This is a genomic window from Vreelandella aquamarina (assembly GCF_900110265.1).
GTDB classification, from domain to species: domain Bacteria; phylum Pseudomonadota; class Gammaproteobacteria; order Pseudomonadales; family Halomonadaceae; genus Vreelandella; species Vreelandella aquamarina.
In genome coordinates this window covers 1-13,395 of sequence record NZ_FODB01000075.1, presented here as the reverse complement: position 1 = coordinate 13,395, position 13,395 = coordinate 1, and the positions used below count along the sequence as shown (strand labels likewise).

The window sequence follows — 13,395 nt, the reverse complement described above, 5'->3', positions numbered from 1 at the left end:
CGGGATGGGCGAACAGGAGTCAGCAGAGGCCATATTAGGCTCTCTAACCAAGAGCTGAAGGGCTGAACCTGTCACGAGTGGATAGTTGACCACTCTCTGATGTGTACGAGCAGAAGCCTCCCCGGAGGGCTCTCGATAACTGTATGGCGGGCCGGAAGCCCAAAGACTGTCGAAGCGCTCAGAGCACACAGGCGAGCGAATTCAGCGGAACGAAGCTCAGCCCGATAATGGGGGACAGGAACCGCCGTGGTACGGATCCGTTTGCCCGGTGGTGTGAGAGGACGGGGGAGGCGACTCCCCCTCCTACTCGATCCTGAACGTCGCCTACCGGGCGATATGTGCATCTCTATTTAGCCTGTAGGGAATAACCTGATGAGCGCCGATACACCACAGCATGCCAATATGCCGCCACCACGCCGAGGACTGATGCGTTCGGGGTTGGTGGTCAGCGCGATGACCATGCTCTCCCGGGTGATGGGGTTGGTGCGCGATGTGGTCGTGGCAACGTTTTTGGGCGCAGGCAATGGCTCGGATGCCTTTTTTGTGGCGTTTAAAATTCCCAATTTTCTGCGCCGTTTATTTGCAGAAGGGGCGTTTAACCAGGCATTTGTGCCGGTGCTCTCTGAGTACTCCACCCAGCGCACCAAGCAGGAGATCCGTGAACTGCTGAATGCGGTAGCGGGGAGCCTAACCGCGCTGCTGGCGTTAATCACCGCGTTGGCGATGCTGGGCGCGCCCTGGCTGGTATGGCTGTTTGCCCCTGGCTTTGGACGCGACCCTGATAAACTCGCGATGACCGCCGATATGCTGCGGCTGACGTTTCCGTATTTGCTGCTCATTTCGCTCACCGCCTTCTCCGGCAGCGTGCTGAACACTTGGAACCGCTTTGCAGTGCCCGCATTTACCCCGGTGCTGCTGAATATTTCGCTGATCGGCGCGGCGCTATTCTTAATGCCCCTGATGGAAGAGCCCGCTATGGCGCTGGCGTGGGGCGTGCTGATTGCCGGGGCGGCCCAGCTTGCCTTTCAAGTGCCGTTTTTGCTGCGTTTGGGGCTGCTGCCGACGCCGTGGCCTAACTTCGCCCACGAGGGCGTGAAGCGCATTTTAAAGCTGATGGTGCCGGCTTTGTTTGGGGTCTCGGTATCGCAGATCAACCTGCTGTTGGATACGGTGCTGGCATCGCTGTTGGCCGCGGGCAGCGTCTCATGGCTTTATTACTCTGACCGTTTGGTAGAGCTGCCGCTTGGCGTGTTTGGCGTGGCGATTGGCACCATTATTTTGCCTGCGCTTTCCAAACGTCATGCGGAGCAGTCCACCGAGCACTTTTCCGCCATGTTGGATTGGGCGATTCGTGTGGTGCTGCTGTTGGGCGTGCCCGCAGCCCTAGCGCTGGCGGTACTGGCGGAGCCGTTTTTGATTACCCTGTTCCACTACGGGGCGATGACCGATAACGATATTCAGATGGCGGCCATGAGCCTGCGCGCCTATGCCTTCGGGCTGGTAGCCTTTATGCTGATTAAGGTGCTAGCGCCTGGTTTCTTCGCCCGCCAGGACACCAAAACACCGGTGAAGGTAGGCATTATCGCCATGGTCGCGAACATGGTATTCAACCTACTGCTGATTTGGCCGCTGGCCCATGCGGGCTTGGCGTTGGCCACTGCGCTCTCTGCATTTTTAAACGCGGGGCTGCTGGGGTATCTGCTTTACCGCCAGCAGGTGCTGGTGTTTCAGCCGGGTTGGGGGCGTTACTCGGTGCAGTTAGTCGGCGGCAGCGTGCTGATGAGCGTGGCGCTTATGTTAGTCTCACCTGATTGGCAGGTGTGGTTAGAGTTTGGGCTATGGCAGCGCGTCCGCTGGGTGGCCGGGCTAGTAGTGCTCGGGGGCGGGCTCTACTTTATCTGGTTAACGGCGCTTGGCCTGCGGCTTCGCCACTTTAAAATGAACGGCTAGGCAAGGGGCAGGCGCGTGAGCGCTATTATCTTCTTCTGCACCAGAGCAGCGCGTTCGTTATAATCAAACGCTTTGAAAACGGCTAGCGGCCTTAAAACGGAAAACGCTTTTAAAACAAGCTTTTAAAAAAGAGGTGCCATGCACGTCATTCGAGGTCTGCACAATCTGACAGCGTCCCATCGTGGCTGCGTGGCGACCATTGGTAATTTCGATGGCGTGCATCGCGGCCATCAGGCGATTCTACAGCAGTGCCGCGAGCACGCTGCGCGCCTGAACGTACCGCTGACCGTGGTGGTGTTTGAGCCTCAGCCCCGCGAGTTTTTTGCCGGAGACCAAGCGCCGCCGCGCTTAACGCGCCTGCGGGAAAAAGTGCGCCTGCTGCGCGACCACGGTGCCGAGCAGGTGCTCTGCCTGCCGTTCAACGATGCCTTGCGCAGCCTCACCGGGCGCGAGTTTATCGATCAGGTGTTGATTGATGGGCTGGGCGTTAAGCATCTAGTGGTGGGCGACGACTTCCGCTTTGGCTGTGATCGCCGTGGCGACTTCAGTCTGTTAGAAGCCGTGGGGCGCACTCATGGCTTTGGCGTAGAGCACACTCGCACCTTCAAAGTCGATGACGAGCGGGTATCGAGCACCCGAGTGCGTACGCTGCTGGCCAGCGGTAACTTTGAAGTGGCCGCCCGCCTATTGGGCAGGCCTTATTCGCTACATGGCCGCGTGGTGCGCGACCAGCAGTTGGGTCGCACCATTGGCGTACCAACCGCGAACCTACCGCTATTGCCCCAGCCGCTGACGCTGCGGGGGGTGTTTGCGGTGGTGGCCGAATTGGCGAATGGCGAGCGCCACCCCGCCGTAGCGAACGTCGGGTTTCGGCCTACGGTGGGGTCTAAACGCCCTACGCTGGAAGTGCATCTGCTGGATTTTTCTGGCGATCTGTATGACCAACGGCTAACGGTTTACCCCTGCGCACGGCTGCGAGGGGAAGTGAAGTTTGACGATTTTGACGCGCTAAAAGCACAGATTCACCAGGACCAAGCCAAGGCGCGCCGCTACTTTACGACCGCCGACGCTGATCTAACGACCTCTCTTCCGCTGGCCTCGGCCCCGCTTGGGCGTGAGACCGCTTCTTCTGATTTCACTTCGGCGGATGACGCCGCCGATACTAACGACGGCTGACCGGACTATGGACTATAAGCACACGCTAAACCTGCCAGAAACCGACTTTCCTATGCGCGGCATGCTGCCGAAGCAGGAGCCAGGGCGTGTTTCCCAGTGGCAGGATATGAACCTATACCAGCGCCTGCGCGAAGCCCGTGCGGGTGCGCCGCTGTTTGTACTGCACGATGGCCCTCCCTACGCCAACGGCAGTATCCATATCGGTCACGCCGTTAATAAAATTCTCAAAGATATTATCGTTAAGTCCAAAAACCTGGCGGGTTTTGATGCGCCCTACGTGCCGGGTTGGGACTGCCACGGCCTGCCCATTGAGCACAAGGTCGAAACCACCCACGGCAAGCACCTTCCGGCGGATAAAGCCCGTGAGCTGTGCCGTGAGTACGCCGGCGCCCAAATCGAAACCCAACTGGTGGACTTTGTGCGCCTGGGTATCATCGGTGACTGGGATCATCCGTATCGCTCCATGGATTACGCCAACGAAGCGGGCGAGATCCGCGCGCTGGCGGATATGGTCGAGGCGGGCTACGTCTTTAAAGGCCTGAAGCCGGTGAACTGGTGCTTTGACTGCGGCTCGGCTTTGGCGGAAGCGGAAGTCGAGTACGCCGATAAAAAATCCGATGCCATCGACGTTGCCTTCCCCGTGGCAGACGCCGACAAGCTGGCGGCTGCGTTTGGTTTAAGCGAGCTGGCCAAGCCCGCCGCCGTGGTGATCTGGACCACCACGCCGTGGACCATTCCCGCCAACCAGGCGCTGAATGTTCACCCCGATTTCACCTACGCGCTGGTAGACACCGGCGAGCGCCTACTGCTGTTAGCCGAAGAGCTGGTTGAGAGCTGCTTAGAGCGCTTTGGTCTCCAGGGTGAAGTAGTGGCTACCACACAAGGTAAACACCTTGACCTGATCAATTTCCGCCACCCGTTCTACGACCGCCTCTCGCCGGTCTATCTGGCGGATTACGTTGAGTCTGAGGTGGGCAGTACCGGTATCGTTCACTCTGCTCCGTCTTACGGTATGGATGACTTTGTTACCTGCCGCGAGCACGGCATGAGCTTTGACGATATGCTGAACCCGGTGCAGGGCAACGGCGTTTACGCGGATGACCTGCCGTTCTTCGGCGGCCAGATGATCTGGAAAGCCAACCCGAACATCATCGAGAAGCTGCGTGACGTAAACGCGCTGATGGCCCACACGCCTATTAAGCACAGCTACATGCACTGCTGGCGTCATAAAACGCCGGTGATCTACCGCGCCACGGCCCAGTGGTTCGTCGGTATGGATATCAAAGGCAAGGATGGCAAGACCCTGCGCGAGCGCGCGCTGGCCGGTATCGAAGCGACGGAGTTCACCCCTGCTTGGGGGCAAGCGCGTCTGCACAGCATGATTGCCAACCGCCCGGATTGGTGTATCTCGCGCCAGCGTAACTGGGGCGTGCCGATTCCGTTCTTCCTGCATAAGCAAACCGGTGAGCTGCACCCCAACACCGTGTCTCTGATGGAAGAAGCTGCCAAGCGCGTGGAGCAAGAGGGCATTGAGGCATGGTTCAAGCTCGAACCTTCCGAGCTGCTTGGCGCGGAAGCCGCTGACTACGATAAAGTCACCGATACGTTAGACGTGTGGTTCGACTCAGGCACCACCCACCGACACGTGCTGCGCGGCTCGCACCCCCACGGCCATGAAAGCGGCCCGCGAGCTGACTTGTACCTGGAAGGTTCTGATCAGCACCGCGGCTGGTTCCACTCGTCGCTGCTCACCGGTGCGGCGATTGATGGTCACGCGCCGTATCGTCAGCTGCTGACCCACGGCTTCACGGTGGATGCCCAGGGCCGCAAGATGTCCAAGTCCATCGGTAACGTGGTCGCGCCGCAAAGCGTGATGGATAAGCTGGGCGCCGATATTCTACGCCTGTGGGTAGCGTCTACCGACTACTCCGGTGAAATGGCCGTCTCGGATGAAATCCTCAAGCGCACTGCTGATGTGTACCGTCGTATCCGCAACACGGCGCGCTTCCTGCTTTCCAACCTGAACGGCTTTGACCCCAAGCGAGACCAAGTGGCGTTTGGCGATATGCTGGCGCTGGACCAGTGGGTCGTCGATCGCGCCGCACAGCTTCAAGGCCGCATCGAAACCGCCTACGAGGAGTACCGTTTCCTGGATGTGTACCAGCAGGTACACGGCTTCTGCGCACGGGAGCTGGGCGGCTTCTACCTGGACGTGATCAAAGATCGCCAGTACACCACTCAAACCGACTCGCTGGCCCGCCGTAGCGCGCAAACCGCGCTTTATCACGTGGTGGAAGCGCTAAGCCGCTGGGTCGCGCCGATTCTCTCCTTCACAGCCGAGGAGATCTTTGAACATATCCCCGGCGAGCGGGGCGATAGCGTGCTGCTGGAGACCTACTACACCGGGCTTTCCACGTTGGATGAGGGCGCCGAGATGGGCCGCGCTTTCTGGGAGCAGGTGCTGGAGGTGAAGCACTCGGTGAACAAGTGCCTGGAAGACGCCCGTAACGCCAAAGTGATCAAGGGTAGCCTCGCGGCAGAAGTGACGCTGTTCGTCAATGACGAGCTGCACGCGACGCTGGCGAAGCTGGGCGACGAGTTGCGTTTTGTGATGCTTACCAGTGAAGTGCACTTGGCACCGCTGGCAGATGCCGCCAATGCCGAAAGCACTGAGCTTGAAGGCTTGAAGGTTGCGGTGAGCGCCAGTGGGCATGCCAAGTGCGAGCGCTGCTGGCACCACCGGGCAGACGTAGGCAGCGTTGCCGAGCACCCGGACCTGTGTGGCCGCTGTGTAAGTAACCTGCCCGAAGGTAGCGGCGAGATTCGTCACTATGCCTAACACAGCCTCCCCGGTGAACGATTCACACCAGCGGCCACCCATGCGGCGGCCGCTGCGCTGGCTATGGCTGGCGGTGGCGGTGATCGTGCTGGATTTGCTGACCAAATACGCCGCCAGCCATTTTTTGAGTTATGCACAGCCGGTTGAAGTGCTGCCGTTTTTCAACCTGACCCTGCTGCACAATACCGGCGCGGCCTTCAGCTTCCTGGCTGACCATCCGGGCTGGCAGCGCTGGTTCTTTGCCACGGTGGCCATTGGCGCCAGCATAGGGCTGACCGTGTGGCTCTCCAGAGTGCGGGCAGACGAAAAGCTGCTGGCCATCGCGCTGCCGTTGATCATCGGTGGCGCGCTGGGCAACCTGTATGATCGGCTCATTCACGGCTATGTCGTGGACTTTCTCTCATTCCACGTGGCGGGCTGGTACTACCCGGCTTTCAACGTGGCCGATATTGGTATTACGCTGGGTGCCGTGGGGCTTATCTGGGAGTCGTTCATGGGCGATCGACGCCGTAAAAAAATGGCCTGAACGCCCCCGCGCCTACCTGTGAGGAACTATGGACTACCTAATTGACGATGGCATGGAAATCACCCTCCACTTCACGTTGAAGCTGGAGGACGGCACGGTGGTGGATTCCACCAAAGAGAAATCGGCTGCCACGTTTCAATATGGCGATGGCAACTTGCCGCCGGGTTTCGAGCACCCCATCAAGGGCATGGCCGCCGGCCAGAGCGGGTCATTCCAGATTACCCCGGAGCATGCCTTCGGTCAGCATAATCCGCAGAATATCCAGACCTTGAAGCGAGCAGATTTTGGTGACGACGAGCCCGAGGTGGGCATGGTCATGTCGTTTGCCGACAAGGCGGGAACGGAATTGCCGGGCGTGGTCAAAACCATTGACGGTGACCGTGTAGAAGTTGACTTCAACCATCCGCTGGCAGGACGTACATTGACGTTTGAGGTTGAAGTGCTCAACGTCACGCCGATCACCACCCACTAATTTCCTGAGCGATGCAGGTTGCATCAAGGCGCTTTTATGCAGTCATCAGAGTCATCTCAGCCCGTACAGATCAAGCTAGCCAACCCGCGCGGGTTTTGTGCGGGCGTCGACCGCGCGATCGATATCGTCAACCGCGCGCTGGATGTCTTCGGCCCGCCGATTTACGTTCGCCATGAAGTGGTGCACAACCGCTTTGTAGTAGAAACCCTGCGTGAACGCGGCGCGGTCTTCGTGGAAGAGCTCCATGAAGTGCCCGACGATGTGATTGTCATCTTCTCTGCCCACGGCGTTTCCCGTGCGGTGCAGCAAGATGCCGAGCAGCGTGGCCTGAAAGTATTCGATGCCACCTGCCCGCTGGTCACCAAAGTGCATATGGAAGTGCTGCGCTACGCCAAGCGCGGCCAGGAGTGCATTCTGATTGGCCACGAAGGCCATCCGGAAGTAGAAGGCACCATGGGGCGCTACGACACCTCCCACGGCGGCAAGATTTACTTGGTCGAAGACGAACAGGACGTTGCCAATCTGGTCGTCAACGACCCGGCGGCGCTGGCATTCGTGACCCAGACCACGCTCTCCATGGACGACACGGCCAAGGTGATCGACGCGCTGCGAGAGAAATTCCCTGAGATTCAGGGGCCGCGCAAAGACGATATTTGCTACGCCACCCAAAACCGCCAGGATGCGGTGCGCGAGCTGGCGGCGGATAGCGACTTGGTACTGGTGGTCGGTAGCCCCAACAGCTCAAACTCCAACCGCCTGCGTGAGCTCTCCGAGCGCATGGGTACTCCCGCGTACTTGATCGATAACGCCGAGCAAATCGATCCATCGTGGTTAGAAGGCATAAAACGTATTGGCGTCACCGCTGGCGCGAGCGCCCCTGAAGTGCTCGTCAAAGGCGTCATTGATAAGCTGCAGACACTGGGCGCGGAAGCCCCCGTCGAACTGCAGGGGCGTGAAGAGAACATTACATTCTCTATGCCCAAAGAGCTGCGTGAACAGGTGATCGTCAGCGGATAATGCAAACCGTATCGGTTTAAGACATACTCCAAGTATGAGTAAACCGATATGGGAGCATCGCTTAGTGACCTATGGTTTTAATCGCCGCGTAGGGGATTATGGTAAGCACCAGCGCGGCTTTACCCTCATCGAATTACTGATTGCGGTGGTCATTATTGGGATCATCGCCAGCATCGCCTACCCCAGCTACACCCGCTACGTCGAACGCTCCGTTCGCTCTGATGGCCAGACGGCACTCTTGCAAGCGGCTTCAGAAATGGAGCGCTGCTACTCCCGTGACTACACCTATGCAGAGTGTGATTTGGAGATGACACTTTCTCCGAGCGGCCATTACGCCATTTCAGTCGCTAGTGGTAGCCAAAGCGACGGCGGCTATATATTAACCGCGACGACCCAACGCTCAGACGGCTGTGATGAAGATCTCACCTTAAATGCAAAAGGGGGGCGTGCCCCAGAGGCGTGCTGGTAATGAAGCATCAGCAAGGGTTCTCACTCATTGAGGTGCTGATCGCGCTGGTAGTGCTTGCCTTTGGCCTGATGGGGGTGGCCGCCATGCAGATAAAAGCCCTGCAAAGCGCGACCGAAGGGTACCAGCGCTCGGTGGTAACACTTGCCGCTGTGGATGCGCAGGAGAGGCTTTGGGCGCAGCTAGCCCAAGAAACTAGCTGTGACGACATGGTTGACAATATATTAAGTGATTGGCAATCAAGCTGGTTTGCAGATAGCGACACACCAATACGCCACTTCTCAGGAGGTATTGAGCTTGGTACGGCAGAGTGTGAATTCAATATTTTAATTACACTTAACGACAATGATTCAGCCAGTACTGATGAAACGTTTACTTACACCTTTCGTCTCCCTGATCTTCTAGGTAACTGATGATGCTCTACCAGCGCCAATCAGGTTTTACCCTTGTCGAGCTAATGGTTGCTATGGCAATTGGCACCCTGATTACTCTAGGCGCCGGACAGCTTTTTTTGACCACATTTCAAACCTTTAAAAAAGTAGACGAGCTAAGCCGAAAGCAGGAGTCGCTTGTTTTTATTACAGGCGTAATGATCCAAGATATCCGGTCTGCAATAAATGTTGACGTTGAGTCGGATGCAGCAGCTATTGGACTTTTAGTTTCTTCTGCGGGTAGTCGATGCGATGAAGATGAGAATTTAGAGAAAAGGTACTTTTTGTCAGAAAAAAACGGGAAATTTTCTTTAAGTGTTAGCAGAAAGTGTGATGGCGAAAGCCGGTGGCACACTGAGCCACTTGTTGAAGGCTTTTACGACGATAGTGAAGAGTCGTTTTCTTTTGAAGACTTAGACGATGGTCTTTACCAGATGACAATACGGCTAGCTACCCAGAACGGGGAAAGCTATGAAAAGCATATGCTTCGCATACAAAATCGGGCAGAAGCATTTCCATAGGTGCTGATTATGCAAAAACAACAAGGCGCTGCCCTTATTATCGTACTGGTACTACTGAGCGTATCCTTGGTGATTGGTATGTCTGGGATGAGCGCCGCACTAGTTGATGAGCGGCTGGCGGGGAATTATAGTGCGGCTGTGCTAGCTCAAATGAATGCAGAGAGAGCGGCGTCTGAGAGTATGATGAATGATATTTTGATAGGTAATGGTAGTGGGCAAGGTCAGGAGTTCTGGAGCGATGAGCCTGGCAAAAATCTATTGAAAAATAATTTACAAGAAATAATAAATAGCGATGATAATATAAATGATTGGAAAGATTTTGTTAGAAATTTTAGATATGAGGATGTGAAGGAGGAGTTTAGTGTCGTAAGCCAATATGACGATAGTATTTGTGATGATGAAGGTTATAGCCAGTGTCTATATTTTCCTGTGTATATAGATATAGAGTCCGAAGGGCCTGAACGGTACATAGTTGCTTTTGGCGCCATTAAAAATAAGCAAAATGACATCATTGCTCAAAGCCCACCTATTTTCATAGAGTTGTCTCTTAAAGATGGAGATACTCCTCCTTTTGATCCAGATACGGTTGAAGATGCCATTAGTGTGTTTGATAGCATCGGTATGTTAGCAGGAGAGAAGATAGATATAGATAATGACGGAAAATTTGATTTTGTAGGGTTGTTGCAAGCCGGCGTTGAATTTGAAGCTGATAAAAACTTTGATTTCGAGGGTGATGGATCTGGAGAGGTTGGCCAAGCTGATAAGATGGATTTTCCCTTTGTTGATGTTGATATGATTATTGAAGAGGTTAAGCATTCAATTGACCCTATTAATGATGATGGTGAGGACTGCATTCTAACGCTCGCCGGTGATCAAGAAGGAGGAGTTATATTTTGCGATGGGGATGTAGAGTTAAGCGGTAATTTTGCTAATGCTTTTATAGTTGCGGATGGCGATATCAAAATAATAGACGATGTTGCTTTAGAGAATGTTTTTATTATTGCAGGAAAAGATATTGAGAATGTAAGTGACAAGAATGGTTTCTCAATTAAAAATTCATTTTTTTTCTCTAAGGAAGAGGTTGATCTTGAATTGAAGGGGAATAACACTATAGATGGCTTTTGGATTTATTCCGGTGATGATATCGATATTGATATTAAAGGTGGAGGGAATGAAGAGTGGGTTGGGGGATTAATAGCAAGAAGAGATATTGATTTTGATACTAATGGGCGTTACAACTTTCGTCATGCTTCAGCAAGCACAGCATTTTCTCAGCTAGCTGGTGGAGCAGGTAGCAGCAGTAATTCAGGATTGATGGTAGCTTCTTGGGAAAGCTAATTAATGCGTAGTAAGATGAGCGATTATTGTAGTTATTTTCTCCAAGCGGCATGGTTGAGTCCATTAGTATGAGTAAACTCTGTAAAACCCGCGTCCTTACCGGCATCACCACAACCGGCACCCCGCACCTCGGCAATTATGTCGGGGCAATTAAGCCTGCCATTGAGGCAAGCCAGGATCCGAACGTGCAGTCGTTCTACTTTCTTGCCGACTACCACGCGCTGATCAAGTGCCAAGACCCCAAGCGTGTGCAGGCTTCCCGCCTGGAAATCGCCGCGACTTGGCTGGCGCTGGGGCTGGATACCGACAACGCGATCTTCTACCGCCAGTCGGATATTATCGAGATCCCCGAGCTGATGTGGATGCTCTCCTGCGTGTGCGCCAAGGGGCTAATGAACCGTGCCCATGCTTACAAAGCCGCCGTGGCAGAGAATGAAGAGGCCGGTAATCAAGACCCTGATAAAGGCGTCACCATGGGGCTGTTCGGCTATCCGGTACTGATGGCCGCTGATATTTTGATGTTCAATGCGAATAAAGTGCCGGTTGGCCGCGACCAGATTCAGCATATCGAAATGGCCCGGGATATGGCTGGCCGCTTTAACCACCTGTTTAAAGGCCAGTACTTTGTACAGCCTGAAGCCGTCGTGGATGAAAAAGTGGAAGTGTTGAAAGGGTTGGATGGACGCAAGATGTCCAAAAGCTACAACAATACGATTCCGCTGTTTGTGAGCGAGAAAAAGCTGCAGAAGCTGGTGCGTAAAATCAAAACCAACTCGCTGGAACCCGGCGAGCCGAAAGACCCGGATACCTGCACCCTGTTCCAGATTTTCTCAGCCTTCGCGAGTGAATCCGAAGCGTTGGCTATGCGCCAGCAGTACGCAGAGGGCATTGGCTGGGGCGAAGCGAAAGACCGCGTATTTGAGTATGTCAACGCCCACCTAAGCGCCCCTCGTGAGCGTTATAACGCGCTGATGGAAGACCCGGCTCATATTGAAGCAGTCCTACAAAAAGGCGCTGAGCGTGCCCGTGAGGAAGCCGCCGTGACCATGGATCGGCTGCGTGCTGCGGTAGGGCTTGGACGGTTTGTTTGATTAGTTGATAACCCTTATCTAAATTAGCTAAGCGCTTGATTTCTGTCGGCGCTTTTAGCATTACTTAAAGGTGAACTATGGCGACGACCTCTACGGTGGCATCGGTTAACTATCGAGTGCCTCTATTGGCAACTGCGGCCATTGTGCTGGGTGCCTTGGTGATTGGTGTGCTGTTTAGCGCCAATATCGGCTTACTTATGATCGTAGGTGGCCTGCTGGGTATGGTGCTGTACCACGCGGCGTTTGGCTTTACAGCGGCGTGGCGGGTGTTTATTACCGAGCGCCGTGGGCGTGGGCTGCGGGCGCAAATGGTCATGCTGGCGATTGCCGTGGTGCTGTTCTTCCCGGCGCTGGGCGCGGGCAGCCTGTTTGGTACTGAAGTGCGCGGCTTCGTTTCTCCCATCGGTATTTCTGTATTAGTGGGCGCGTTTATCTTCGGGGTAGGCATGCAGCTAGGCGGTGGCTGTGCTTCCGGCACGCTGTTTACCGCAGGCGGCGGTAATGCACGCATGCTGATTACGCTGGTGTTCTTTATTGTGGGGTCGGTGATTGGTACCGCGCATTTTGCTTGGTGGCAAAGCTTGCCCGCTTTCCAGCCGGTATCGCTGGTCAATGTAGCCGGTGTGGGTGGAGGCATCGGCATTAGCTTGGTGCTGTTTGCTGCGATTGCGGTGTTGACCGTGATTATGGAGAAGCGCCGCCACGGTCATCTAGAGCAAGCCCCGATGGTGGATAAGCCTGGAGCCGAGCGTTGGTTATCCGGCCCGTGGCCATTAGTCGCCGGAGCGGTCGCCCTGGCACTGCTAAACTTTGCCACGCTGGCACTGGCTGGCCGCCCCTGGGGGATCACCTCGGCGTTTGCGCTGTGGGGCGCCAAGAGTTTTGAACTGGTAGGCGGCGATGTGAGCCAGTGGGGCTATTGGCAAGCACCCGGCAATGCCGCCGCGCTGGAAGCCAGCGTGTGGAGCGACATTACCACAGTGATGAACGTCGGTATTATGTTGGGTGCGCTGGCAGCGGCCAACCTGGCCGGGCGCTTTGCCCCTAACTTCCGTATTCCACTTAAATCTGTGCTGGCGGCGGTGATTGGCGGCATTATGCTGGGCTACGGGGCTCGCTTGGCCTTTGGCTGCAACATTGGCGCTTACTTTAGCGGCATTGCTTCCGGCAGCCTGCATGGCTGGGTGTGGATGGCAGCGGCCTTCGCTGGCAACATGGCAGTAAGCGTTCATTCCACGACGTAGTTGACCTACTTCACGTCACGCAGAGGCCTTAATAACTCCGGCGAGACCTTGTACTGTTTGGTGCCGTCCTCGGCCAGAACAATCACACTCTTGCGGTTGATCTTGGTGACGATCCCCAGCACCGGGCCTTCCCGGCCCTCGAAGGTTACTTTCAGGCCCACCCGCAACTGACTCAGTGCCTGCAGATTTTCCTGATCCCTCAGTTCGTCGATGCGCCGGCAGACGTATTGATTCAATTCCAGCAACTGGTCGATGCTCATGTCCTCAATGCGCATGAACGGTGGCCTCCGGCTGTTTGCTCTGTCGATCAGGGTGGCGTGGGTC

13 protein-coding genes are annotated in these 13,395 nt (G+C 55.5%); 12 read left to right on the top strand and 1 reads right to left on the bottom strand.

Annotation, left to right across the window (positions count from 1 at the left end):
- The first annotated feature begins 372 nt into the window (after positions 1–372).
- The 12 genes from murJ to BMY49_RS15715 all read left to right on the top strand — a co-directional run bounded on the left by murJ (position 373) and on the right by BMY49_RS15715 (position 13,071).
- Positions 373–1,950 carry a murein biosynthesis integral membrane protein MurJ gene (murJ, locus tag BMY49_RS15770; protein WP_089676005.1) on the top strand — a complete coding sequence of 526 codons (1,578 nt, stop codon included), beginning with the start codon at positions 373–375 and terminating at the stop codon, positions 1,948–1,950.
- Positions 1,951–2,088: 138 nt separating this feature from the next.
- Positions 2,089–3,126, top strand: coding sequence for a bifunctional riboflavin kinase/FAD synthetase (gene ribF, locus BMY49_RS15765; protein ID WP_074211475.1), 1,038 nt, complete (start codon positions 2,089–2,091; stop codon positions 3,124–3,126).
- Between the two features lie 7 nt (positions 3,127–3,133).
- Positions 3,134–5,965, top strand: coding sequence for an isoleucine--tRNA ligase (gene ileS / locus BMY49_RS15760; RefSeq protein ID WP_208596212.1), 2,832 nt, complete (start codon positions 3,134–3,136; stop codon positions 5,963–5,965).
- Entirely contained in the window at positions 5,958–6,491 is a 534-nt protein-coding gene (gene lspA / locus BMY49_RS15755) for a signal peptidase II (RefSeq protein ID WP_089676004.1), read from the top strand. The genes ileS and lspA overlap by 8 nt, the downstream gene beginning before the upstream one ends.
- Before the next feature lie 28 nt (positions 6,492–6,519).
- Positions 6,520–6,963, top strand: a complete 444-nt coding sequence (gene fkpB / locus BMY49_RS15750; protein WP_089676003.1) for an FKBP-type peptidyl-prolyl cis-trans isomerase — start codon at positions 6,520–6,522, stop codon at positions 6,961–6,963.
- Positions 6,964–6,999: 36 nt separating this feature from the next.
- Positions 7,000–7,980: a 4-hydroxy-3-methylbut-2-enyl diphosphate reductase gene (gene ispH, locus BMY49_RS15745; RefSeq protein WP_089676002.1), complete on the top strand. Its 981-nt coding sequence runs from the start codon at positions 7,000–7,002 to the stop codon at positions 7,978–7,980.
- A 34-nt stretch (positions 7,981–8,014) separates the two neighbouring features.
- On the top strand, positions 8,015–8,449 hold the full coding sequence (locus BMY49_RS15740; RefSeq protein WP_089676001.1) for a type IV pilin protein: 435 nt from the start codon (positions 8,015–8,017) through the stop codon (positions 8,447–8,449).
- The gene (gene pilV, locus BMY49_RS15735; RefSeq protein WP_062363043.1) at positions 8,449–8,859 is read left to right on the top strand and encodes a type IV pilus modification protein PilV; all 411 of its coding nucleotides are present in this window, start codon (positions 8,449–8,451) and stop codon (positions 8,857–8,859) included. The genes BMY49_RS15740 and pilV overlap by 1 nt, the downstream gene beginning before the upstream one ends.
- A 2-nt stretch (positions 8,860–8,861) precedes the next feature.
- Positions 8,862–9,398 (top strand): PilW family protein, encoded by a 537-nt coding sequence (locus BMY49_RS15730; protein WP_062363046.1) that lies wholly within the window; start codon positions 8,862–8,864, stop codon positions 9,396–9,398.
- A 9-nt stretch (positions 9,399–9,407) separates the two neighbouring features.
- A complete protein-coding gene (locus tag BMY49_RS15725; RefSeq protein ID WP_062363050.1) occupies positions 9,408–10,736 on the top strand; it encodes a hypothetical protein in 1,329 nt (442 codons plus the stop codon).
- A gap of 68 nt (positions 10,737–10,804) precedes the next feature.
- On the top strand, positions 10,805–11,827 hold the full coding sequence (locus tag BMY49_RS15720; protein ID WP_062363056.1) for a tryptophan--tRNA ligase: 1,023 nt from the start codon (positions 10,805–10,807) through the stop codon (positions 11,825–11,827).
- Positions 11,828–11,904: 77 nt separating this feature from the next.
- Positions 11,905–13,071, top strand: a complete 1,167-nt coding sequence (locus BMY49_RS15715; protein WP_089676000.1) for a YeeE/YedE family protein — start codon at positions 11,905–11,907, stop codon at positions 13,069–13,071.
- Positions 13,072–13,076: 5 nt separating this feature from the next.
- On the opposite strand, the gene BMY49_RS15710 is transcribed toward BMY49_RS15715, so the two are convergent.
- Positions 13,077–13,395 (bottom strand): hypothetical protein (locus tag BMY49_RS15710; RefSeq protein ID WP_244154987.1); only part of this gene is annotated, 319 nt, incomplete at its 5' end.

Excerpts from the sequence above, each read along its gene's own strand:
- murJ (WP_089676005.1), top strand. The coding sequence starts at position 373 with ATGAGCGCCGATACACCACAGCATGCCAATATGCCGCCACCACGCCGA.
- ribF (WP_074211475.1), top strand. The coding sequence starts at position 2,089 with ATGCACGTCATTCGAGGTCTGCACAATCTGACAGCGTCCCATCGTGGC.
- ileS (WP_208596212.1), top strand. The coding sequence starts at position 3,134 with ATGGACTATAAGCACACGCTAAACCTGCCAGAAACCGACTTTCCTATG.
- lspA (WP_089676004.1), top strand. The coding sequence starts at position 5,958 with ATGCCTAACACAGCCTCCCCGGTGAACGATTCACACCAGCGGCCACCC.
- fkpB (WP_089676003.1), top strand. The coding sequence starts at position 6,520 with ATGGACTACCTAATTGACGATGGCATGGAAATCACCCTCCACTTCACG.
- ispH (WP_089676002.1), top strand. The coding sequence starts at position 7,000 with ATGCAGTCATCAGAGTCATCTCAGCCCGTACAGATCAAGCTAGCCAAC.
- BMY49_RS15740 (WP_089676001.1), top strand. The coding sequence starts at position 8,015 with ATGAGTAAACCGATATGGGAGCATCGCTTAGTGACCTATGGTTTTAAT.
- pilV (WP_062363043.1), top strand. The coding sequence starts at position 8,449 with ATGAAGCATCAGCAAGGGTTCTCACTCATTGAGGTGCTGATCGCGCTG.
- BMY49_RS15730 (WP_062363046.1), top strand. The coding sequence starts at position 8,862 with ATGCTCTACCAGCGCCAATCAGGTTTTACCCTTGTCGAGCTAATGGTT.
- BMY49_RS15725 (WP_062363050.1), top strand. The coding sequence starts at position 9,408 with ATGCAAAAACAACAAGGCGCTGCCCTTATTATCGTACTGGTACTACTG.
- BMY49_RS15720 (WP_062363056.1), top strand. The coding sequence starts at position 10,805 with ATGAGTAAACTCTGTAAAACCCGCGTCCTTACCGGCATCACCACAACC.
- BMY49_RS15715 (WP_089676000.1), top strand. The coding sequence starts at position 11,905 with ATGGCGACGACCTCTACGGTGGCATCGGTTAACTATCGAGTGCCTCTA.